General features: G+C 64.3%; 27 protein-coding genes. 17 read left to right on the top strand and 10 right to left on the bottom strand.

Annotation, left to right across the window (positions count from 1 at the left end; all coding sequences use genetic code 11):
- Window positions 1-139: 139 nt before the first annotated feature.
- The 14 genes from AOT87_RS02465 (at window position 140) to AOT87_RS28580 (ending at window position 11,690) form a co-directional block, all read left to right on the top strand.
- The gene (locus AOT87_RS02465; protein WP_057969812.1) at window positions 140-1,585 is read left to right on the top strand and encodes a recombinase family protein; all 1,446 of its coding nucleotides are present in this window, start codon (window positions 140-142) and stop codon (window positions 1,583-1,585) included.
- Between the two features lie 414 nt (window positions 1,586-1,999).
- Window positions 2,000-2,197 (top strand): hypothetical protein, encoded by a 198-nt coding sequence (locus AOT87_RS02460; protein WP_131727321.1) that lies wholly within the window; start codon window positions 2,000-2,002, stop codon window positions 2,195-2,197.
- A gap of 178 nt (window positions 2,198-2,375) precedes the next feature.
- On the top strand, window positions 2,376-4,868 hold the full coding sequence (locus AOT87_RS02455; protein WP_057969810.1) for a bifunctional DNA primase/polymerase: 2,493 nt from the start codon (window positions 2,376-2,378) through the stop codon (window positions 4,866-4,868).
- Window positions 4,869-5,221: 353 nt separating this feature from the next.
- Window positions 5,222-5,671, top strand: coding sequence for a hypothetical protein (locus AOT87_RS02450; protein ID WP_057970328.1), 450 nt, complete (start codon window positions 5,222-5,224; stop codon window positions 5,669-5,671).
- 2 nt (window positions 5,672-5,673) lie between these two features.
- Window positions 5,674-6,126: a flagellar hook-length control protein gene (locus AOT87_RS02445; RefSeq protein ID WP_234796451.1), complete on the top strand. Its 453-nt coding sequence runs from the start codon at window positions 5,674-5,676 to the stop codon at window positions 6,124-6,126.
- Window positions 6,105-6,317, top strand: coding sequence for a hypothetical protein (locus AOT87_RS02440; RefSeq protein ID WP_131727320.1), 213 nt, complete (start codon window positions 6,105-6,107; stop codon window positions 6,315-6,317). The genes AOT87_RS02445 and AOT87_RS02440 overlap by 22 nt, the downstream gene beginning before the upstream one ends.
- A 95-nt stretch (window positions 6,318-6,412) precedes the next feature.
- Window positions 6,413-7,147: a recombinase family protein gene (locus AOT87_RS02435; protein ID WP_057969806.1), complete on the top strand. Its 735-nt coding sequence runs from the start codon at window positions 6,413-6,415 to the stop codon at window positions 7,145-7,147.
- Window positions 7,144-7,617 carry a hypothetical protein gene (locus AOT87_RS02430; RefSeq protein ID WP_057969805.1) on the top strand — a complete coding sequence of 158 codons (474 nt, stop codon included), beginning with the start codon at window positions 7,144-7,146 and terminating at the stop codon, window positions 7,615-7,617. The genes AOT87_RS02435 and AOT87_RS02430 overlap by 4 nt, the downstream gene beginning before the upstream one ends.
- 221 nt (window positions 7,618-7,838) lie before the next feature.
- On the top strand, window positions 7,839-8,078 hold the full coding sequence (locus AOT87_RS02425) for a hypothetical protein (RefSeq protein ID WP_070940441.1): 240 nt from the start codon (window positions 7,839-7,841) through the stop codon (window positions 8,076-8,078).
- Window positions 8,075-8,773 (top strand): hypothetical protein, encoded by a 699-nt coding sequence (locus tag AOT87_RS02420; RefSeq protein ID WP_057969803.1) that lies wholly within the window; start codon window positions 8,075-8,077, stop codon window positions 8,771-8,773. The genes AOT87_RS02425 and AOT87_RS02420 overlap by 4 nt, the downstream gene beginning before the upstream one ends.
- A 275-nt stretch (window positions 8,774-9,048) precedes the next feature.
- Complete coding sequence (locus AOT87_RS28585; RefSeq protein ID WP_131727319.1) at window positions 9,049-9,636, top strand: hypothetical protein; 588 nt, start codon at window positions 9,049-9,051, stop codon at window positions 9,634-9,636.
- A gap of 91 nt (window positions 9,637-9,727) precedes the next feature.
- Window positions 9,728-10,036 (top strand): hypothetical protein, encoded by a 309-nt coding sequence (locus AOT87_RS02410; protein WP_057969801.1) that lies wholly within the window; start codon window positions 9,728-9,730, stop codon window positions 10,034-10,036.
- A gap of 5 nt (window positions 10,037-10,041) precedes the next feature.
- Entirely contained in the window at window positions 10,042-11,508 is a 1,467-nt protein-coding gene (locus AOT87_RS02405) for a terminase family protein (RefSeq protein WP_057969826.1), read from the top strand.
- Window positions 11,505-11,690, top strand: coding sequence for a hypothetical protein (locus AOT87_RS28580; RefSeq protein ID WP_131727318.1), 186 nt, complete (start codon window positions 11,505-11,507; stop codon window positions 11,688-11,690). Before AOT87_RS02405 ends, AOT87_RS28580 begins: the two co-directional genes overlap by 4 nt.
- Here the strand turns inward: AOT87_RS28580 and AOT87_RS02400 are convergent, their stop codons facing one another.
- The 6 genes from AOT87_RS02400 to ychF all read right to left on the bottom strand — a co-directional run bounded on the left by AOT87_RS02400 (window position 11,691) and on the right by ychF (window position 15,954).
- Window positions 11,691-11,960, bottom strand: a complete 270-nt coding sequence (locus tag AOT87_RS02400; protein WP_131727317.1) for a hypothetical protein — start codon at window positions 11,958-11,960, stop codon at window positions 11,691-11,693.
- A 44-nt stretch (window positions 11,961-12,004) separates the two neighbouring features.
- Window positions 12,005-13,441, bottom strand: a complete 1,437-nt coding sequence (locus AOT87_RS02395; protein WP_057969799.1) for a hypothetical protein — start codon at window positions 13,439-13,441, stop codon at window positions 12,005-12,007.
- Between the two features lie 6 nt (window positions 13,442-13,447).
- Window positions 13,448-13,762: a type VII secretion target gene (locus AOT87_RS02390; protein WP_057969825.1), complete on the bottom strand. Its 315-nt coding sequence runs from the start codon at window positions 13,760-13,762 to the stop codon at window positions 13,448-13,450.
- Between the two features lie 133 nt (window positions 13,763-13,895).
- Entirely contained in the window at window positions 13,896-14,192 is a 297-nt protein-coding gene (locus tag AOT87_RS02385; protein WP_057969798.1) for a hypothetical protein, read from the bottom strand.
- 79 nt (window positions 14,193-14,271) lie between these two features.
- Window positions 14,272-14,823, bottom strand: a complete 552-nt coding sequence (locus AOT87_RS02380) for a hypothetical protein (RefSeq protein ID WP_057969797.1) — start codon at window positions 14,821-14,823, stop codon at window positions 14,272-14,274.
- Window positions 14,824-14,862: 39 nt separating this feature from the next.
- Window positions 14,863-15,954 carry a redox-regulated ATPase YchF gene (gene ychF, locus AOT87_RS02375; RefSeq protein WP_057969290.1) on the bottom strand — a complete coding sequence of 364 codons (1,092 nt, stop codon included), beginning with the start codon at window positions 15,952-15,954 and terminating at the stop codon, window positions 14,863-14,865.
- Between the two features lie 3 nt (window positions 15,955-15,957).
- Here ychF and AOT87_RS02370 point away from each other — a divergent pair, with 3 nt between their 5' ends.
- Entirely contained in the window at window positions 15,958-16,344 is a 387-nt protein-coding gene (locus tag AOT87_RS02370) for a DUF488 family protein (RefSeq protein ID WP_046252845.1), read from the top strand.
- On the opposite strand, the gene AOT87_RS02365 is transcribed toward AOT87_RS02370, so the two are convergent.
- The 4 genes from AOT87_RS02365 to AOT87_RS02350 form a co-directional block, all read right to left on the bottom strand.
- A complete protein-coding gene (locus AOT87_RS02365; RefSeq protein ID WP_046252844.1) occupies window positions 16,334-16,633 on the bottom strand; it encodes a hypothetical protein in 300 nt (99 codons plus the stop codon). The two genes, AOT87_RS02370 and AOT87_RS02365, sit on opposite strands and share 11 nt — an antisense overlap.
- A gap of 66 nt (window positions 16,634-16,699) precedes the next feature.
- Window positions 16,700-16,969: a hypothetical protein gene (locus AOT87_RS02360; protein ID WP_057969297.1), complete on the bottom strand. Its 270-nt coding sequence runs from the start codon at window positions 16,967-16,969 to the stop codon at window positions 16,700-16,702.
- 178 nt (window positions 16,970-17,147) lie between these two features.
- A complete protein-coding gene (locus tag AOT87_RS02355) occupies window positions 17,148-17,369 on the bottom strand; it encodes a PspC domain-containing protein (protein ID WP_057969291.1) in 222 nt (73 codons plus the stop codon).
- A gap of 36 nt (window positions 17,370-17,405) precedes the next feature.
- Window positions 17,406-17,729, bottom strand: a complete 324-nt coding sequence (locus AOT87_RS02350) for a hypothetical protein (protein ID WP_057969292.1) — start codon at window positions 17,727-17,729, stop codon at window positions 17,406-17,408.
- Between the two features lie 120 nt (window positions 17,730-17,849).
- Between AOT87_RS02350 and AOT87_RS02345 the strand changes: the two genes are divergently transcribed.
- Window positions 17,850-20,117, top strand: a complete 2,268-nt coding sequence (locus AOT87_RS02345) for a carbon starvation CstA family protein (protein WP_057969293.1) — start codon at window positions 17,850-17,852, stop codon at window positions 20,115-20,117.
- A complete protein-coding gene (locus AOT87_RS02340; protein WP_046252840.1) occupies window positions 20,114-20,293 on the top strand; it encodes a YbdD/YjiX family protein in 180 nt (59 codons plus the stop codon). The genes AOT87_RS02345 and AOT87_RS02340 overlap by 4 nt, the downstream gene beginning before the upstream one ends.
- Window positions 20,294-20,337: the final 44 nt, after the last annotated feature.

Raw genomic sequence — 20,337 nt, 5'->3', positions numbered from 1 at the left:
AATCGTCTACTACACAGTGCAGTAGGACTGACCATGACAGTGAAGCACTCACCGTGTCGCAGGGCTACGGTTTCTGCTGATCAGACGTTGAAGCGGAACTCCACTAAATAACACTGTCAATAAACGTTATAGTTGCTCTATGGTCTCGACAGCTCCCTCACGGCGCGCGGCGCTCTACCTGCGCATATCCCTAGACCAAACCGGTGAAGGCTTGGCCATCGACCGGCAGCGCAAAGAGTGCCAGCGCATCGCACGCCAACGCCGCTGGCGCGTGGTGGACGAGTACGTGGACAACAGCATCAGCGCCAGCGACGCCCGCAAGAACCGGCCCGGATACGACGCGTTGGTAAAGGCCTATGAGGCAGGCGAATTCGATGCACTGATCTGCTACGACATGGACCGGCTCACCCGCCAGCCCCGCCAGATGGAGGACTGGATCGACGCCGCCGAGAAGCGCGGTCTGGACCTGGTGACGGCCAACGGTGAGTGCGATCTACAGACCGATGCGGGGCAGACCTTCGCCCGCGTCCGCATGGCCTTCGCACTCGGTGAGGTCAAACGCAAGAGCGCCCGCCAGCGTGCCGCTGCCGTCCAGCGAGCCGACGACGGTCGGCCTCCCCTGGGGGTGCGCCTGACCGGCTACACACCCAAGGGCCAGACGGTGTCCGATGAGGCCAAGATCGTCCGGCAGATCTTCGCGCTGTTTCATGGCGGAGAGTCGTTGCGCGGCATTGTGCGAACGCTGACCGAAGGGGGCCACGCCACCCGCAACGGCAAGCCCTGGAACCCCTCGACCATCCGAGACATCCTGGTCAACCCACGCTATGCGGGCCGTGCGGTCTACAACGGGGAGCCAAACGGCAAGCGCGGCAACTGGGAAGCTCTGGTCAGCGAGGACGTGTTCGATGCGGTGCAGGCCCGCCTCACCGACCCCCGCCGCGCTACCAATCGGGTGGGTACCGACCGCAAGCACCTGGGCTCCGGCCTGTTCCTGTGCGACGTGTGCGGCACACCGGTGGTGAGTTTCAGCGGTGGCCGGTACCGCTGTAAGTCCGCATGCGTCAACCGCTCCCACGGCCCCGTGGATCACGAACGGGTCCGGCAGATCATCACCGAGGCCGACGGCGAACCGAGCACCGCTCCCCTGGCGCGCGGTGTGGATGAGTTCGTGACGGCCGTGCTAGCCGAACGTCTGAGCCGACCCGACGCCGCCACCCTGCTCGCTCCGGCACCGGCAGACACAGCCCCACTGCGCGCCGAGATAGCGGCCCTGCGCTCACGGTTGGCCAATTTCGAGAATGACTACGCCGAGGGCGTTATCACCGGCCGACAGCTGCGCGAGGCCTCCGAGAAGGTCACCGCCTCCCTGTCCAAGGCCGACCGCGAGCTGCGAGCCCTATCGCCCGGAGGTACCACCCTTGGCGGTGTACTCACCGCGCCGGACCCGGCAGCAGCGTTCCTGGACGCCTCGCTCATGGGGCGCCGAAGCGTCATCGATGCCTTGTGTGAGGTGCGGCTGATGCGGGGTACCCGAGGATCGAAGACGTTCGACCCCAACACAGTTCGTCTCCAGTGGCGAGTGTGACCGCTCTGCGGTCAACGACACGGGTCACCCCCGTGCGCCGCATTGCGCGGTAATGCACCACAGGCCGCTATATTGGTCTCACGCACCGGGCAATGAGAACCTTCGCACTCGCCTGGAGCGCACCAGCTGGACATCCGGCGGGACTGACCTAGAGGTCCCGACGAGCTACAGCAGGTAACCCGTTCGCCGCGCTGGCGGCACCGCAAGGTGTCCCGCGCACGCGGACCCCGAGGACTGGGGCGAAGGCAGTCCGGCTCGGGTGAGCGTGCGGAACCATACCGAGATCGCATCGGAGTTCCGCACATGTCATCCCCGACAACCACTATCGAAAGACCGAAGCTAGCCCCCACAGCGAGAGCAGCCAAGCACACCGGCCTCCCCGTGTCCCGGATGCGCGCCCTGACGCGCCAAGGCATGCCCTGTGTTCGTGTCGGTGCCAAGCTGTATTTCGATCTGGCCGAGATCGATTCCTGGATCGACAACAACCTTGTCAGCACCGCCTCCCCCTCTAATGACCACCGCAGCGTCATCAAAGCGCTGGTGGACGGTGCCCCGGAAATTACCGCCGAACAGGCCGAGCGTATCCGTGCCGTCCTTGGTGGTGCCGCGTGAGCGCCTACAGCCAAACCGTCTGCCCCACAACACCGCTCATGGCGGCATTGTCTAGAGGCGGAGTGACCGGCGAATCGCGGCTAGACCTGCCGCCCTGAAATCGGTGTGCCCGGCGGGCACCACCCCGCCGGGCCAACGACACCGATTACTTCCGTCCCATTGGAAAGAAACCGAACAAATGAAGAATACCAAGATCGGCGTGGTCCAGGCTGACTCGTTGGCGACGCTGTTGTCCACCGCTCCCGAAGCCGACGATCACGACGCTATGCGTGGCTATCTGAATACCTTGGCCGACGCTGGCTGTGCGCCGTTGTTGGTGTACCCGCACAGCAAGATGCCCGCCGATATGCGCGCCTCCCGTGTCCGGTCCGCCGATGACGCCGCCGCTCGGGATGCTGCTCGCCGGGCCGGTAATCGCAACTGGGCCAAGGTGAAATCAGCCGCCGGGGTCCACCTTGCGACCATGGACACTGCAGTTCTGGATGGCTACCTGGACGAGTACGTGCGCGTGTTCGCCGACCAGTACCCGGATGGGGTTCCGGTGAATGTGGCGCTTTCCGTGGGCTGTAGCCGGTTGGTGGTGGTCGACTGCGATACGTCCGATCAGGTGGCCGCGTTCCTCTCTGATGCCGGGGCGCCTGCCGATACCGAACCGACCGTGCGTAGCCCCGGACAGGCCAACGCCGAGGGCGAAATGGTGCACAAGGATGGTGGGCATTTCTACTTCACCGTCCCCGAGGGGATCGAGCTTCCCGAGAACCTGGGCACCCTCACCGACGCTGACGGCGGCTACGCGGTGCTGTGGGGTGCTGGCCGGTACGTGCTGATACCTCCGAGCGTGCGCGCGGAAGGCCCGTACACCCCTGCTGGCGCGGTGCACGAGGTGCCGGACTGGCTGGTCGAACGGATCACCAGCGCAGGACAGTTGCGCGCGCAGCGGGCCGCACAGCACCTGCAGCACGCCAGCCAGAGCGGTGATGCCATCGCGGCGTGGGGTGCCTCGATCACGTGGGCCGAGATCCTCGCTGGTACCGAGTGGGTCAGCACCGGCAGGGCCGACAGTTGCGGCTGCGACATCTGGACCGCGCCGGGACTGCACGCCAGCACCAAGAGCGCCACCGCGCACGAACCCGGATGCGCGGTAGCCGATTCCGATGACCCATGCATGCACATATGGACCGACCACGACATCGCGCCCTTCGAGGCGGTGGTGCAGCAGTACGGGCCTCACCTCACGCGGCTGCGCGCGGTGGCCGCGATTCATTTCGACAACGACCAAGGAACGGCGATGACCGCGCTGGAATTGCATCCCACTACTTCCGAATTCGGATTCGGTGAGTTCGGTACCGCCGCCGCAGTCGACGACGAGGACGGTCCCGGCCTGAATCTGCCGCCCGAGTTCTGGCAGGCACATCCTGTCCTTGGGCACATCCGCGCATTCGCACACCACGGCGTCAACTCGCCGGATGCCGTTTTCGGCTCCCTGCTGGCGCGACTGTCGGCCAACTTGGACCCCTCGGTCAGGGTGGACACCGGCGTCAAGCGACCCATGCCGCTGAACATGTTCGCCGGTCTGGTGGGGTCGGCGGGCACCGGGAAGTCCTCGGCGCACGCGGCATCAGATGACCTTCTCGATTTCGTGTACCCCGACCCGATGGCGGCTGGGCTACTGGCAGCCACCGACGAATGCCCACCCGAGTTGCCGGTGGGGTCTGGTCCCGGCGTCGCGGAGGCGTTTATGGGGAACGTGGTCGACCCGCTCGACACGAAGATCAAGCGCCGCGAGCAGGTGCGGCACAAGGTGTTGTTCTACAGCGACGAGGGCGCGGCGCTGGTCGGAGGAATCCTGGATAACAAGCGCGGCGTGGACATTGGGCCCACGCTGCGCGTGGGGTGGACCGGCGCTGTGTTGGGACAACAAAACGCAACTGCGGATCGCACCCGCCAGGTGCGCGACTACACCCTCGGGTTGTGCGTGGGGTTTCAGCTGGAAGCGGTGGCCGATCTGTCGACGCCCGAGCAGATGGAATACGGAACACCCCAACGGTTCGTGTACTTCTCAGCGACCGACCCCACCATCCCCGATGAGGCCGGAAACCCCGGCGCGCTGAAAGTAACGATGCCGGTTGGTCTGCTGCACTACGACGCCGAACTGCGAGCCCATGCACGCCGGAAAGCACTGGCACGGGCCAGAGGTGAGGGCGACTCCGGCGCCGACCCCATGCAAGCCCACCGTCCGGCACTGACCGCACGGCTGGCTGCGCTGCTGGTGATCTTGTGCGACCCAGGACGTACCGAAATCCACACCGCCGACGTGGCGCTGGCCGAGACCATCCTGGACACTTCCGCGCGGCTCCACAGCTCAGCAATGGACTGTCGTCGCGAACGCGAGAGCGCCGCAGCTGAACGGCGGATGGAGGCACGCATCGGCGAGCAGGTCGCCACAGCTGCCGCCGTGGCCGACAAGGATCAGACACTGACTGAACTCGGTGCCGCCGTTCTGCGCTACCTCGACGGCGCCGGAGGGTCGATGCGGTGGGGAGGCAAGACCGGGATCAAACAAAAGATCCGCAGTAACAGACGGCCACTGGCCGATCCCGCGCTGGACAGGCTGGTGGGCAACGGGAAAGTCGCCTACGACGAAGACGCAGACCTCGTGACGAAGCGATGAGGGCAATCAGATCGGACGGGGTTAGCGGGCCAGTGTCCTACCTGAGCGGGGTAGGACGGTAGGACGCGTCCTACCTACCCCCTGTCTCTCGCGCGTACACGAATCTGATTTACATATCTATTTTACCTGTTCAGAGAGTTTTGGACATTTGGCGGTATTTTCAGATTTTCCGTTTCCGAGCCTGTGGGGGCGTCCTACCGTCCTACCGTCCTACCTTTTGCGGGCACGTTGAGGCAGGAGAGCCGGGAGAGCTGTGGGGACTGAAAACCCAAGTCGGACAACGGCACAATGCAGCCGTGTGGGGATGTTGTACCTGCACCCCGGTCAGGTAGGAATCAGGTATGCCGCCAGTCATGACCACCGCCGACAGCCGCGCTCGCGCCGAGCGCGTCGTGTACCTGCGGCACGTCGCCGGGGCCAGCTGGTCGGTGATCCGCGATCAACTTGGGTTCAAGAGCGTCGGCGCGGCGCAGGCGGCGTACAAGTCCCACCAGAAGCGCAATCCACTACCCGGTGGCGAGATCGTGCTCGCCGGGCTGCGCGACCGTCAGCAGTACCGCAATCAGAAAGGCACCATGGCGTTGGAGCGCGCTATGGCGGCGGGCGAGTTCTCCACTGTCGCTTCGCTGATCCGCGCCCTGGCTGCCAACGACGCCGACTTGGCTAAGTGGTTCGGCATTGGCAGCGAGACCGTCAACGTCAACGTGACCACGACCCTGCCCCAGGTGATTGCCGAGAACCGTGAGCGTCTGATGGCGGTGCTTGACGCCGAAGTAGTCGATACCAAGGAGATCGAACAGTGACCATGATGACTAAGCGCGATGTTGTGACAGCGGCGATGAGCCTTGCCGACGATGTAGCCGAGGGCAAGCTCGACCCAGCGACCTTAGAACAGCAGGCAGTCGCGGAGCTGCGGGAACTCGTCGGCACCGTTGTGGGCGAGGACGATCCGTTGTGGGACCTGCAGGTGCAGATCGCCAGCGGTGTTCTGGCGTCGGGCGGTATCCCGACCGACGAGCTTTCGGAGTGGTTGGCAGTCGCCCGTCGTCGCGACGGGGTGGAGACAGAGCCTCTCAGTGCCCCCGTACCGATTCCAGGCTCCGATACCCCATCGGGGGCCGTTTCGTCCGTCTCCGGCGACCACAGCTCCGGTAATGGCGCCCCTGACGATCTCGCCGACGTTCCCCGAGAGGTAATCGCCCGAGCCGAGGAGGCGGCAATGGCTGTGATTACCCGATGGCGGGCACAGCAGTCATGAGCCTGCTCAATCGCATGCGCGACCTCGCGGCCGAACCTGAACCCGCCGTCGAGGCCGAACCGGCGGCGTCGTCCAGTAGCGGCTGCAAAAAGTGCGCACCGGCTCCCATCAACCGAGGCCCGAAGTTCGGTGGACACGTCGCGGCTCGGAGCCGTGGCCTACCGATCGACAACGGCCTGCGGGCGATCTGAGACTGACTGCGGTGCAGACAAACTCCCCTTTAGGGAGATATTCTGCAACTAGATCTTTAGTTCTGATTGTGCCCCAGCTAGAGAAGGTTTAACCGGTGACTACTCGCCCGCGCCGACTGGTTGCATATCTCCGCGTATCCACCATCGAACAGGCCGAACACGGCTACGGTCTGTCGGCTCAGCGGACGGCCATCCGCGCCGCCGCCAAGTCAGCCGGTCACCGGATCGTCGCCTGGCACGCCGACGAGGGCATGTCCGGTGCGCGTGGCCCCGACGACCGGCCCGGCCTGACCGAGGCGCTTGACCTGATCGCCAGCAGGAAGGCCGACGGACTAATCGTCCGTGATCTCGACAGGCTGGCCCGCGCCGTCACCGTGCAGGAGGCGGTGCTCGCGACCATCTGGACCGACCCCGCCGCCGAGGTATTCACGTCGACAGGCCTTGTGCCTCGGGACGATCCCGACGACCCCATGCGCACCGCCTTCCGCGAGATGGCGGCGGTGTTCGCCGGGCTGGAGCGCCGCATGATCGCCAAGCGCCTGCGTGACGGACGGCGGGCCAAGGCGGCAGCAGGCGGTCACTCTATCGGGGCCACGCCATATGGCTGGAAGTCGGCCAAACGCAGCCCCACAAACCCGAACGGCGCGCTAGTGCCCATACCCGCCGAGCAGGCAGCCCTTCGCCGCATGACCGAGTTGCACGCCGATGGAGCCAGCACCCATCAGATCGCCGCCACCCTCACAGCAGAAGGCCACCCAACCAAGCGAGGTGGCCACTGGGCATCGGCAACCGTGGCGCGCATCCTGTCCCGACAGGCCACGCGAGGATGACCGAGTCCGATCTGCTTGACCTGAGCGGATTCTCCGGCTGGCTGACGTTCGCCGACCTAGGCAATGCGGACGTACCAAAGAAGGCCGGTGTCTACGTCGTTGTGCGGCCTACCGACAACCGCCCCGACTTCGTTATCAACACTCCCTATCGCGGCGACGCCCCCGTGCCCGTCGACGTATTGGAAGATGCCTGGGTTGACGGCGAGCGGCTGGTCTACATCGGGGTGGCGAGCCTGGGCTCCAAGCGCGACGGTCTGCACCGGCGTCTGCGTCAGTTTCGTCGGTACGGAGCCGGAGGCAGTGCGAGACACTCTGGCGGTCGCCGCATCTGGCATCTGGCCGATCACTCCGGCCTGCTCGTCGCGTGGCGCATAACCGATGATGCTGACGCCCGAGACACCGAGAAGGCCATGATCCGTGCGTTCCGTGCCCGGCATGGGGTGCGTCCGTTCGCCAACAGCGCCGACTGAACTTCGGGCCGACACGCCGTTCTTGGCCAATCAATTTCGTGACTAGCCATCACCGCCACACAGGCAGTGCGGACAACACCGCCGTGTGGTGAAAAACGCCGGTCCAGGGCCTGTGACCCACGAACGGACAATACCGCCATGTGTGGGTATTGTACTGTGCCGCAACGCAATACGCGTCGCCGCGACGTGCCGAATGCACGAACGCGGCGTACGTTATGGCCATGAGCAGCACATCCGTAACCACCGTGGACCCGGCCAGCAGATCCGCGTCGAGCTGGTCCGCACTCCTTGCCAACCTCAAGAGCCGCGGTGCGCCGGACACCGATATCCGCGTGATTGAGTGCCGCCAGGCCTTGGCGTATTGGCGTATCGCACGCAGCGTTAACCGTGAGTCTGGTCAGCTGTCCGTACCCGGCGCCGACCGTCTGCGCAGCGCCATCTCCGAGGCGGTGGCACGGTGAACCTCAAACGTCGCACCAAGATTGGCTTACCACCGGTGAACCCGCTGGCCCCGTCGGGTGCTCCTGCCCCGAAGGCCAATGCCTCACAGGCGGAGCTGCGTGATCGGCGCCGGAAACGCCTGGCGATTCACTACACGAGGACGTTCAGCGTGTCCGCTGAGTTCGAGGCGGTGTGCATGCCTACAGCACATCAAATCTCGCAACTCAAGGACCCTCTGTCGATGCGTCGCGACATCGAAGCTGTGCTGGACGCTGTCCACGCGCTGATGGACTCGATGGTGCGCCTCCTGACCGAAAGCAAGACGGCGGATGCCGGGGTTACGCGAAGGCTGGTGGCGGATCTCGCCGTCCGGCCACGGCTGCCCGAAATAACCGATGCGCAGATCATCTCCGGCTCTTGGGTATCCAAGCTGACTGCGTGGGTCGAGCCGTATTCGGGTGACCTTGCAGCCCTGCTCGGTCGTGCACTACCTCCTGGACACGACGGCCTGCGCGGCAATCCGAGTGCCTCTGAACGTATCGAACGTGCCCTCCGTGGACTCGATGCGGCGGTGCTGACCGCCGAGCGTCGTCTCCCGAAAGTCCTTGCCCGTCAGGCCCTGCCATCCATTGAGGACCACAACCGGCAGCAGCGTGAACGCCAGGACGCAGAGCGCGCTAACCGTGTCCTCGCCAAGCTCGGGGCCAGGACGTGATCACCGAAACAGCTGGCCAATGCCGTGTCTGTCATGGCCCGTGCCTCGCATGGAAGGGCTCAGTACACCGCTGGACCTGCGTGTCATGCCTGGAGCGGTACCTAGTCGAAGGCCCTGCACTGCGCCACCGCACTGAGACTCCACCTCGCGGGCGATCCTCTCCCGCCCTTCGATGACGATGACGCCGGGACCGGTGAATGGCTGTGGGTCTACCGATCTCGGCGTCATCGTCGCTATCGAGGAGACGGACCAGCACTGCTGAAAGGAACATCGAGATGACGACAATCGCCAGTCCGCGCTTACCAACCCGCGTCGACTTCGCGGCCAAGATGAAACCGGCTGAACTAGAACTGTTTGACCTTGGGACTCACGAAGCGGGACATGCTATTCGTGGTCTGCTCCGAGGCGGTGAGATCGCGACCGCCGGGGTGTACCAGGGACGCACTACCGGCACCCAAGGCCGCACCCGGTTCCGTCGACCGTTCGACCGGCACCACATACCGGCTGTGGCGCATGCAGGCCCCCTTGCTCAGGCAGCGTGGCTGCACAGCGGCCGTCCCACTGTCGGGCAGGTCGACGCGGTGCTGGCTGACGGCGGGCGCTGTGATCAGCATGAACTGCAACAGGTTTACGCCGCTTCCGGCGGTCTGTTGGCCGTCGACCACTCAGCAGAAGAACATCTTCTTCGCCGGTGCTGGCCAAGCGTTTTGGCACTTGCAGCCTCCCTTTACCGGCAGGGCGAGGTCGACCAGGACGCCGTGCTGGCCTCACTCGGCCTGACCCGCGCGAACGCTGCTATGGGCCTTGCCGTGATCCGCAGCGGCGAAAGTCCACGAATGCACCTCGCACACCAACGTTTCTAACGCTGTACCACCACCGCCAGTGCCTGCCTCGGGGCCAAGCAGCGGTGACAGTCCCAAAAATGTTCGACCCCAACGACACCCGAGGATAACCATGACTACCACCGAGACCACCCAGACCGATATTGAGCGCGCAATTTTGGCCTTGTTGCCTGCCGACGGAAGCCTCGTCGCCTGGCGCACCATCCGGCCGAAAATCCCTGGCGGATATTGGGATAAATCGGGAGCGCTGACCAGCCTCCACGAGAAATACGTGGTTACCGTCGTCAAGGTCAGTGGCCGAAATTACGTGCGGATCGCCAGTGACTTCGACCGCGCAGCTGCAGCTGCCGAACGAGCCCGGCTGCAGGCCATTCACCCTCTACTTGGCCGATCAAACTGCCGAGACTTCGTGATGGCGTGACCTCGATGACCGCTGCCACCGCTACCGTTCCCAACCTCACCGCTGCCAGATCTATTGCAGCGGTGCGTTCCCGCCGACGGCCGAAAACGCCGGCCGAACTTGCGGTGATGCTCGATCCAAAGTTCAAGGTGACACCGACAATCCGGCTGTTGTCGGACATCGCGGTGAAGGCCGTCCGGGAGCCTGATCAGCGCGATATCGTGACTACCCCTCCCCGAACGGGCAAGTCTCGGTTGTTGGCTATCTGGACGACAGTGTGGGCACTGGCCCGCGACCCTGACCTCCAGATAGTGCTGGTGTCCTACTCCGATGAACTGGCACAAGCACATTCACGTGAGGCACGTGCCCTCATCAATGAGCACAGCCAAGCGCTGGGTATCCGCCTATCCCCGGACAAAACCGCCGTCGGTCGGTGGCGTGTCGACGGCCACGCAGGCGGTCTGCTGGCCACCGGAATCAACAGCGGCGTCACTGGTTTCGGTGCTGACTTGCTGATCTTGGACGACGTTGTGAAGGACGCCGCCGAGGCTGATAGCGCCGCGCACCGCAAAAGGGTGGTCAACGAGTACCGATCCACATTGGCCACTCGTGTGCACCCCGGCGGGTCGGTACTGCTGGTTATGACGCGGTGGCACCGCGAGGATCTGGCCGGTGAACTGCTCGCTAGCGAGCCCGACGTCTGGACGCACACCAACATCCCGGCCGTCGCAGAGACCGGCGTGACAGACGCCCTGAACCGTATCCCCGGTGCGGCCATGTCTTCCGCACTGGGTTTCACACCGGATCATTACGCGGCGGCACGGCGCACTTCGGGCGAAAGGGCTTGGTACGCCTTGTATATGGGCTCACCGACCACACCTCAGGGTGGTCTGATCAAGGCCTCCTGGTTGGACACCTGGAGGATGGCTGCGGCCCCCACCCGACCCCTCCGCACCATCGTGGCGGTGGACCCCTCTGATTCCGGCAAGGGCGACCGCTGCGGAATCATCGCCGCCTCGCAGGCCGATGGCGTCGTGGCGTTGATCGCTGACCGGTCCGAGCCGCTCACATCGGAGCAGTGGGCACGGAAAGCGGTGGAGCTGGCCATTGAAGTTGGGGCCAGCCAGATAGCTGTGGAGACCTACGCAGCGGGCGAAACGTACGTGCGCATCGTGAAGGACACCCTGCGCAGGATGCGACCCAACTATGCGATCACCGTCACCCCGTGGCGGGGCAAGGGCGATGCGTTGGCCCGATCCGCCGCCATCCGTCAAGCCTTCGAGGTAGGTACGTGTCGCCTCGCCGGGTACCTCCCGGACTTCGAATCGGCGGCGGTGTCTTGGCAGGCCGGACAACACCAACCGGACAGCCTGGCGGCGGCGGTCATCGCGTACGACCGGCTGTCAAGGGCGGGCGCCGGGATGACGTTCGGAGTACCCGTTGGTGATCCCGTCGCGCTGGCGTCCTACCTCTCCCGAAGGATCGGATCATGACTCGCATGAAGATCACCCGACGCCGACCCGTGGTCGAGGCTCTGGTCGCGGAGTCCGGTGCCCGCCGACGAGCCAAGGAGCGCGGCGAAGACCCCGACACCTGCCCGGAAGTCCTTGCTGCGCAAGCGCTGGCGGAACGCGACTGGATGCTCCGACGGCGCATCGGCAACGGAGCGGGGTAACTACTTGCCCGGCTTCTCCGATCCAATGATCGGCTGACTCGATCTCCGGCGTATGGAGGCGACGAGCACCCCGAGGGCGAGAACCGCTGGAACCGTGATCTGCCAGACGATGAGAATGAACATGGGGGCATAGAAAAAGATGCTCACGAAGAACAGCCGGATGTAGTCGCCAGTTGCCGTTGGCGCGCTGTCGTGATGGGTGGCGATCAACCCGATGTACAGGACTGTCCCGGCAACCACGCAGACGAGCGCGGTGGTCGCAATCGTCACGGCCACTACCCGCCCCGGTGAAGGTCTGACAAATTGGAAGCGGTTCATCGTCCTGTCCCGATCGTTGGGATTGCACCCTTGGAAGGGTCGGTGAGCCTGGTTGTGTGGTCGATGAACGGGTCTCCTCCGAAGGGGTTTGCGTTCTCCAGCTCCCATTTCCAGCCCGGCATATCGGGGCGCACGGGCTGGATTGTGGCATCCCCTACCCAGTGATGCCGTGAAAGGCTGGTGCCCGGACCGTACTCACTACCGGAGTTGGCGGGGTCCCACTGGAGCTGAACGGGCGCATGCCCGTCCCTGTATTGGTAGGTCTCCATGCTCGGGTAGATGGTCGTGCTACCACCCATCCCGACCGTGCCATCGGTATGCGGGTCGAGGGTCACGCGCCCATTGACCGTCAAATTCATCGCCTTGCCGACCGGGTTCTCATAGGCATCGAAGGTGTTGTAATCGAGGGTCAACCGACCGTTCTGGCCCTGAACCACATGGACTTCGGGGACTGCTGCCATTGCGCCGCCGCGCTGCCCATCGACGTTCACTGTGGGGTTCTGGCGGGTAACGACGACCCCGTTTTCGTAATCCACAAACACCGACACCCGTGACGCCTCGACATCGGCATTTGCGTCCGGCCCACGGTGGTCCCCGAAGTTATTGGGGAAGAAACGCCCGCGTTGAAGATCTTCAAGGTCTTTGGCGGTGTTCACCACCTTCTCGGCGGGGATGAACATGTTGGAACGCACCACACCTTTACCGGGCTGGGGCGTGAACCGTCCAGCGACGATTTCCGGCGGAGCCCCATGGGTTTTGGGGGCGTAGCTGTTCGGGTTGAGCGCATCAGCCATCCGCCAATCATTCGGCGTTACCGGGGCACGCCCGTACACGCCCTCGAATGCAGCGGCGGCGGCACGGACGCGAGCCGGGTCATCCTTGCGCACAGTGCCATCCGGGAGCGGCGTGGGAGTGCCGTCTTTCAAGTCCGGTTCTGATGTGCCCGTTGCCGTTGCGATGGCCCGTGCCAAGTCGCCGTCCACCACTTCGCCGGTGGCCTCTATCGCGGCGATCCGCTCTTGCAAGTCGGTGACCTTCGCCGCGACTTTCGCTTTGGTGTCCTTGTCCATGTTCGAGGTATCCGGCGGTGTCACCTGGTTGGTGTCCTGGTTGACCTCAACAGCCGGGTAGGCGTCAGCGTCCTGCAGGATGCCGTTGATCTTCTCGGCGATATCGTGCGCTTCCCCGGCGCAGTGCTCCATTTTCGTGGCCGACTTGACCAGACTTTCCGCCGCAGCGTCATGGTCACGTGCGGTCGCCGCCATCCCCGCCTTTGCAGCTTCTCCGCCATGGCCCTGCCAGGTGGACACCTTCACCAGGCCCCGGTAGAACTCAGCCGATTTAGAGTGGTTGACGGCAGACTCGCGGGCAGTCTTGGCCAGCTCGGTTATCTCGGGAGCCCACTGCCGCAGCTCCCTAATGCTCAGTGGCACGACGGCTCAGAGCCCCGAACCGGCATCAGTGATGCCGCTCGCGTTGCCGGTGTCGGTCCTGACGTACTTGACTGCAGCCGTCTTGTGGCCTTCCGCGTGGGCGCTGAAATGCTGCCCGAACCGGGTGCCATCGGCCTCCCACCCAGCCAGCATCTCGGGCAACGCCGCAGCGGCAAGGCCAGAACCCAACTGCACCTGACCTGCCCTCGCATGCGTGCCCTGGTGGCTACTGAGAAACTCGCTGGCATGGGCATCGAGATGATCGGCAGTCAACCGCAGCTCGTCCGGGTCTACGTTCAACGGCTCAGCTGAGCTAGGCATCCGGGCCCCCTGCATGTCATGGTCAGCAACTACGGGCACAGTACCGTGCCAGGTGGCCCCGCAGACTCCGGGCCGGTACTTCGACCTGCTGGTTTATCGCCAACCCTCAAAGGAGGGTGCGAACACCTGTTGTTCAGTACCGATCAGTAGGTGCGGCGTAATTGCAGTTGTAGCACTGGAACTCGTCGTCAGACAGTTGGACATTCTGGCGGGTGTTACACCGCGGGCAATCGACAGAACCCCACCCCTTCGGCGGCGCAGTACTGCGTCCTACGACGGCAGTGATCAGCACTCCGAAGACGCCGAACACGAATCCCAGAACGAAATAGCTGACCGCGCTCCGACCGTTGGACCTCGCGATTGCAGCCGAGATTGCCCCGCAGACGATGGCAAGGACCAGGGCCAGGATCACGATAGCGGTCGGGTTCACGGGTCGTGATCTTAGTTTCGCCAGGACTGGAACGGGCCGGGTATGGCTCGTTCCAATCTTGGTCTAGGTTGCGAGATGGCTACTTCAGGGGACGCACGCGGGGGTCAGTCAAAGGCGGCAACTCCCAACCGTGGCGTTCGTGAGTAGACCTGACAATCGCTTCCGCGTTCGCCTGGAGTCCGGCAAGAACCCCGGCGTCGTACCCAGTCGAGCGGAAAGTGCGTAGGTTTCTGCTCAGAGCGTGCGCCCAGCTCATCAGCGGTTCGAGATTCTTCACCCGCTGTTCCACTGTGTCACCCTGCGCAGAGCCCTCCATCACTTGTCGGCTCATCGTTGCGCCCAGCGTGCGCTCTGCCTCCAGCCAAGAGTCGATGCCATCCCAGCCCTCTAGCTGATCAACAAGCCCGATCATGGTAATCCTGAGATTTTGCAGTCGCTCACCGACTGGCTCCGCCGTGGGGTCAAAACCAATGAGCCGCTGTACGGCTTCCTGGACAGCAAACCACCGAGCATCCACCGCAGACTTGCGTGACGCAGAAAGGGCCTCGCTGGCGCGCTTATTCGCCAGGTGCGTCCCGAAGCCAGCGACTAGAAATGAAAGAGCTGAGATGACTAAGGCGGCAATTTCCACCATCGAATCGTGTCACGATCCGCCGCTAAGAGAGCCTGATCAGCCCTTGGACGTAGACGTTGATCCAAACCGGAACTCGACTACGTCGCCGTCGACCATGACGTAGTCCTTGCCTTCCATCCGGACCTTCCCGGCAGCCTTCGCCGCGGCCATCGAACCGGCTTCGACGAGGTCCTCGTAGGACACCACCTCGGCCTTGATGAAGCCTTTCTCGAAGTCGGTATGGATGACCCCGGCCGCCTTGGGCGCGGTGTCTCCTTGATGAATCGTCCACGCCCGGGCCTCTTTTGGCCCCGCGGTCAGGTAGGTCTGCAGCTTGAGCGTGTGGAAACCCGCATGCGCCAACGCATCCAGGCCCCGTTCGCTCTGCCCGATGGACTCCAGCAGCTCGGCGGCGGACTCCTCGTCCAGCTCCTGCAACTCGGACTCGATCTTCGCGTCCAGGAACACCGCATCGGCGGGGGCCACCAGCTCCCGCAGCTGAGCGACCCGCGCATCGTCGCCGAGCACCGACTCGTCGGCGTTGAACACGTACAGGAAGGGCTTGGTGGTCATCAGGTTCAGCTCGCGCACCACCGACCAGTCCTGCCCGGTCGAGAACAGGGTCTTGCCGCTGTCGAGAACCTCTTGAGCGGCCTTGGCGGCATCGGCGAGCGGCTGACGGTCCTTCTTGGTCTTAGCTTCCTTCTCCAGCCGCGGCACCGCCTTCTCCAGCGTCTGCATGTCGGCGAGAATCAGCTCGGTCTCGATCACCTCGATGTCGGCGGCCGGATCGACGCGGCCATCGACGTGCACGACGTCGTCATCGGCGAACACCCGCACCACCTGACAGATGGCATCGCATTCGCGGATGTTGGCCAGAAACTTGTTCCCCAGCCCGGCCCCCTCGGAGGCACCCTTGACGATTCCGGCGATGTCCACGAACGTCACGGTCGCGGGCAGGGTCCGCGCCGAGCCGAAAACCTCCGCCAGCTTGTCCAGGCGCGGGTCCGGCAGCGGCACCACGCCCTCGTTCGGTTCGATGGTCGCAAACGGGTAGTTGGCCGCCAGTACGTTGTTGCGCGTTAACGCGTTGAACAGCGTCGACTTTCCGACGTTCGGCAGACCAACGATTCCCAAGTTCAGGCTCACGAGATGGTGAGTCTACGGACCCCGGCAGATAAGAATGCTCAGGTGACCTTTTCCACCAAGCGGATCTACGAGACTCCCGACCCCTCGGACGGTTATCGCGTGCTGGTCGACCGGCTGTGGCCGCGGGGCGTGAGCAAGGCTGCCGCGCAGGTCGACCTCTGGTTCAAGGACATCGCACCGAGCCCCGACCTGCGGGTCCGCTGGCACCACGCCCCCGCTGAGGAGTGGGGCACCTACGCCGACGAGTACCGCGCCGAGCTGGCTACCAACCCGGCGGTGGACACCGCCCACGAGCTCGAACGCGAACACGGCACCGTCACGCTGCTCTACGCCGCCAAGGACCCGGAGCACAATCACGCGATCGTACTGCGTGATTTCCTCAGCACTTGATGTCGACGTGCATCACGCGATGAGTCGACAGGATCGATCCACCCCAGCTAGTCCCCGGCGCATTGATCGACGCCCCCGGCGCCAACAACCTGCCGGGCCGCACGGCGGTCGCCTTGCAGTCCGCCATGGGACCACTGCCCACGCGGTTGATCACGACGACGTTCCCGCGGGCCTCCAAGTCGGCGATGACGTCGGCAGCAGGATCGCCGTCGGGACCGGCCTGCGCCGTCGGCGCGGTGAGAAGTGTCGCTGCGACCGCCAGCGCGGATACCGCAAAACGAGAAATCATGGATGCTCCTGTGTAGAACCGCGCTATCGCGGCATGACTGATACGGGGTCGGGTTAACCGACCCCCTCAGCACTGATTCACACAGCCTTTGAGTAACACCACCCGGCCTGGTTGGCCGACGATCCGTTGCAGCACAGGCGATCCCCGTGTCGCGGTGAGCAGTACGTAGCGCACTACGAACCCCAGCACCAGCAGCATCGCCCCCGCGAGAACCCCGCGGCACATCTTGGCGATCTGCACTACCTGCGCGAAGGCATCGACCTGAGGCGCGTCCGCCGGCGCCGCACTCGTACCGTCCCGATCGACGGCGTGCGTCATGGCCGTTGTCTGGCCCATGACACTTCCCGGATTCACCCCGACGAAGCACAGCACGCCCACGACAACGGCTACCGCAATAACCCGTAGGGGGTAGTCGTATCGCCGCACGTCCGCAGCCTAACCCACGATTTGCCGGTCAGAGGAACCCCATACACCCGTTGGTTACGAAAAATTAACTTAACGCCCGCCGCCGGGCTCACTGCTCCCGTGGAATGAGCGCCCACAACACCAGGTAGGCCAGCACCTGCGGCCCGGGAAGCAGGATCGATGCGACCGTGAGCACCCGGACGATCGTGACGTCCCATCCGAAGCGCTGCGCGATTGCCGCGCACACCCCGCCGATCATCTTCCCCGCGCGGGGCCGTCGCAGTGCAGTAGTCATAAATTCACCGTAGACCGCCGAAACATCCAGGCGCATCAGGGATGCCCCTGATCTTTCCCTGGTCTTCGCGGCTCAGCACGCCAGGTCCACGTAATAGGTTCCGTGATCCAGCACCTTCTGCGGAACCGACTTGGAACTGGCACCAACAGGACGCTCATACCGGTACACCGAGGGGCCCTGCCGCACCCGGATCACCGTGCAGTCCTCCAATGGCCAATTACCTGTCCGATTCAGGATGACGTAATTTCCTTGTTCCTCAAGAGAACTAATCACCGCCTCGGCGTCTCCATACCCTTGCGGCCCCGCATGCGCAACTGCCGCCAGCGCCACCGCCGCAACGGGGAGAACGATCACCATGGCGTCCAAAGCCGTTGCAAACCACGCTGTTTTGGTCATGCCTAGACGCTATGAATCAAGATCACGAGCCACATCAGGGATCGCCCCGATCTATCCCTGAACTTGAACAGACACTCGATGTACGACAGGGCGCCACAGCGGGGACCTAAGGTAACGCGCATGGCCACCGCCGCAGAGCCCCAGGACCTGACTCCCCCACCCGGCGTCGATCTGCTGCGGACCGACCCCGACCTTCCACCCGTCGGCGTCATCGACAATCGGGCACCCTCACCCACGTCGCGCGTGGTGCTGGTGTTGGTGGCACTGCTGGGAGCCTTCGCCTGGACGATGATCGCGCTGCTGCGCGGAGAACACGTCAACGCGGTCTGGTTCGTCGTGGCCGCGATCTGCACCTACCTCATCGCCTACCGGTTCTACGCCAAGCTGATTGAACGCAAACTCGTCAGACCGCGGGATGACCGCGCCACCCCCGCCGAGACGCTCGACAACGGCAAGGACTTCGTCCCCACCGACCGGCGGGTGCTGTTCGGCCACCACTTCGCCGCCATCGCCGGAGCAGGCCCGCTGGTCGGCCCGGTACTGGCCGCGCAAATGGGGTACCTGCCCGGAATCATCTGGATTGTCGTCGGCGTCGTGCTGGCCGGGGCAGTCCAGGACTACCTGGTGCTGGTGATCTCGACCCGTCGCGGTGGTCGCAGTCTGGGCCAAATGGCCCGCGACGAGATGGGCACCGTCGGCGGTGTCGCCGCGATGGTGGCCATCTTCGTCATCATGATCATCCTGATCGCGGTGCTGGGCCTGGTCGTCGTCAACGCCCTCGGCGAAAGCCCCTGGGGCGTGTTCTCCATCGCGATGACCATCCCCATCGCGCTGTTCATGGGCGTGTATCTGCGTTACCTGCGGCCGGGCAAGGTCAGTGAGGTGACCGTCATCGGTGTCGCACTGCTGCTCGCCGCGATCATCTCCGGTCGCTGGGTCGCCGAATCGGGATGGGGCGAAACACTGTTCAGCCTCGACAAAACCACCATTGCCTGGCTGATGATGTTCTACGGGTTCGCCGCCTCGGTGCTGCCGGTGTGGCTGCTACTCGCGCCCCGCGACTACCTGTCGACCTTCATGAAGGTCGGGACCATCGCGATGCTGGCCCTGGGCATCCTGATCGCCCGGCCGGTGGCGCAACTGCCCGCGGTCAGCGAGTTCGCCTTCAACACTTCGGGCCCGGCCTTCGCCGGATCGCTGTTCCCGTTCCTGTTCATCACCATCGCCTGCGGGGCGCTCTCGGGCTTTCATTCACTGATCGCCTCGGGAACCACACCCAAGCTGCTGGAGAAGGAGAGCCAGGCCCGCTTCATCGGGTACGGGGGCATGCTCACCGAGTCCTTCGTGGCCGTCATGGCGTTGGTCACCGCGGCGATCCTCAACCAGCACTTGTACTTTGCGATCAACGCACCCACCGCGGCCACGGGCGGTACCGCCGAAACCGCGGCCGCCTACGTCAACGCACTGCCGATCGGCGGTCCGGACATCACCGGTGCACAGCTGACCCAAACAGCCAAGGATATCGGCGAGACCTCGATCGTCTCGCGCACCGGCGGCGCCCCCACCCTGGCCATCGGGATCTCACATGTCATGTCGGATGTATTCGGCGGCAGCGGTTTCAAGGCGTTCTGGTACCACTTCGCGATCATGTTCGAGGCGCTGTTCATCCTCACCACCGTCGATGCCGGCACCCGGGTTGCCCGGTTCATGCTGTCGGATTCCCTGGGGAACCTGGGCGGGCCGCTGCGCCGCTTCAAGGACGCCTCCTGGCGGCTCGGGGCGTGGATCTGCTCGGCGATCGTCGTCGGCGGCTGGGGCTCGATCCTGCTCATGGGCGTCACCGACCCTCTCGGCGGTATCAACACCCTGTTCCCGTTGTTCGGCATCGCCAACCAGCTGTTGGCTGCGATCGCCTTGACGGTGGTGCTGACGGTCGTCGTCAAACAGCGGCTCTACACGTGGGCCTGGATTCCCGCTGTCCCACTGGCCTGGGACCTCATTGTCACCATGACCGCGTCCTGGCAGAAGATCTTCTCGTCTGATCCGGCAGTGGGCTACTGGAAGCAGCACCAGCTGTACGCGGCGGCACGCGACGCGGGTTTGACGACGTTCAAGACCGCCAAGACGCCCGAGGCCATCGATGCCGTGATCCGAAACACGTTTGTGCAGGGGACGCTGTCGATTGTCTTCGCCTCGTTGGTGTTGGTGGTCGTCGCGGCCGCCGCCTGGACGTGTCTGCGCGCGGTGCGGGCCGGAGGTCTGCCAACCACTGAAGACGACGATGTTCCGTCCCGGCTTTTCGCACCCAGCGGCTTCCTGCCCACCGATGTGGAGAAGGAAGTCGAGAAGCAATGGGCAGCACGTGAACTCGCCGGGACCCGGACATGAAGCTGATCAAGGGGCTGGTGTGGTGGTTCACCTCGGTCATGGGCGATCACGACTACCAGCGATATGTCGAGCACCTACGGCGCCGCCATCCGGGCGCTCCGGTGCCCACCGAAGCCGAATTTTGGCGCTCGCGGTACGCCGATGCGGACGCGAATCCGTCGGCGCGGTGCTGCTGACACAAGCACGCTGACGGGCACCGTTACCGAACATCCGGCTCGGC

The organism is Mycobacteroides sp. H003 (assembly GCF_001440135.1).
Lineage (GTDB): Bacteria > Actinomycetota > Actinomycetes > Mycobacteriales > Mycobacteriaceae > Mycobacterium > Mycobacterium gwanakae.
Note: the sequence above shows the minus strand (reverse complement) of the source record. Positions and strands in the feature narration are given on the sequence as shown.

Coding starts and splice junctions, on each gene's coding strand:
- AOT87_RS02390 (WP_057969825.1), bottom strand. CDS start 13,762: ATGCCTAGCTCAGCTGAGCCGTTGAACGTAGACCCGGACGAGCTGCGG.
- AOT87_RS28580 (WP_131727318.1), top strand. CDS start 11,505: ATGACTCGCATGAAGATCACCCGACGCCGACCCGTGGTCGAGGCTCTG.
- AOT87_RS02350 (WP_057969292.1), bottom strand. CDS start 17,729: ATGACCAAAACAGCGTGGTTTGCAACGGCTTTGGACGCCATGGTGATC.
- AOT87_RS02460 (WP_131727321.1), top strand. CDS start 2,000: ATGCCCTGTGTTCGTGTCGGTGCCAAGCTGTATTTCGATCTGGCCGAG.
- AOT87_RS02425 (WP_070940441.1), top strand. CDS start 7,839: ATGAGCAGCACATCCGTAACCACCGTGGACCCGGCCAGCAGATCCGCG.
- AOT87_RS02430 (WP_057969805.1), top strand. CDS start 7,144: ATGACCGAGTCCGATCTGCTTGACCTGAGCGGATTCTCCGGCTGGCTG.
- AOT87_RS02355 (WP_057969291.1), bottom strand. CDS start 17,369: ATGCGCCTGGATGTTTCGGCGGTCTACGGTGAATTTATGACTACTGCA.
- AOT87_RS02455 (WP_057969810.1), top strand. CDS start 2,376: ATGAAGAATACCAAGATCGGCGTGGTCCAGGCTGACTCGTTGGCGACG.
- AOT87_RS02445 (WP_234796451.1), top strand. CDS start 5,674: ATGATGACTAAGCGCGATGTTGTGACAGCGGCGATGAGCCTTGCCGAC.
- AOT87_RS02410 (WP_057969801.1), top strand. CDS start 9,728: ATGACTACCACCGAGACCACCCAGACCGATATTGAGCGCGCAATTTTG.
- AOT87_RS02405 (WP_057969826.1), top strand. CDS start 10,042: ATGACCGCTGCCACCGCTACCGTTCCCAACCTCACCGCTGCCAGATCT.
- AOT87_RS02370 (WP_046252845.1), top strand. CDS start 15,958: ATGGTGAGTCTACGGACCCCGGCAGATAAGAATGCTCAGGTGACCTTT.
- AOT87_RS02345 (WP_057969293.1), top strand. CDS start 17,850: ATGGCCACCGCCGCAGAGCCCCAGGACCTGACTCCCCCACCCGGCGTC.
- AOT87_RS02360 (WP_057969297.1), bottom strand. CDS start 16,969: ATGGGCCAGACAACGGCCATGACGCACGCCGTCGATCGGGACGGTACG.
- AOT87_RS02450 (WP_057970328.1), top strand. CDS start 5,222: ATGACCACCGCCGACAGCCGCGCTCGCGCCGAGCGCGTCGTGTACCTG.
- AOT87_RS02340 (WP_046252840.1), top strand. CDS start 20,114: ATGAAGCTGATCAAGGGGCTGGTGTGGTGGTTCACCTCGGTCATGGGC.
- AOT87_RS02440 (WP_131727320.1), top strand. CDS start 6,105: ATGGCGGGCACAGCAGTCATGAGCCTGCTCAATCGCATGCGCGACCTC.
- AOT87_RS02465 (WP_057969812.1), top strand. CDS start 140: ATGGTCTCGACAGCTCCCTCACGGCGCGCGGCGCTCTACCTGCGCATA.
- AOT87_RS02365 (WP_046252844.1), bottom strand. CDS start 16,633: ATGATTTCTCGTTTTGCGGTATCCGCGCTGGCGGTCGCAGCGACACTT.
- AOT87_RS28585 (WP_131727319.1), top strand. CDS start 9,049: ATGACGACAATCGCCAGTCCGCGCTTACCAACCCGCGTCGACTTCGCG.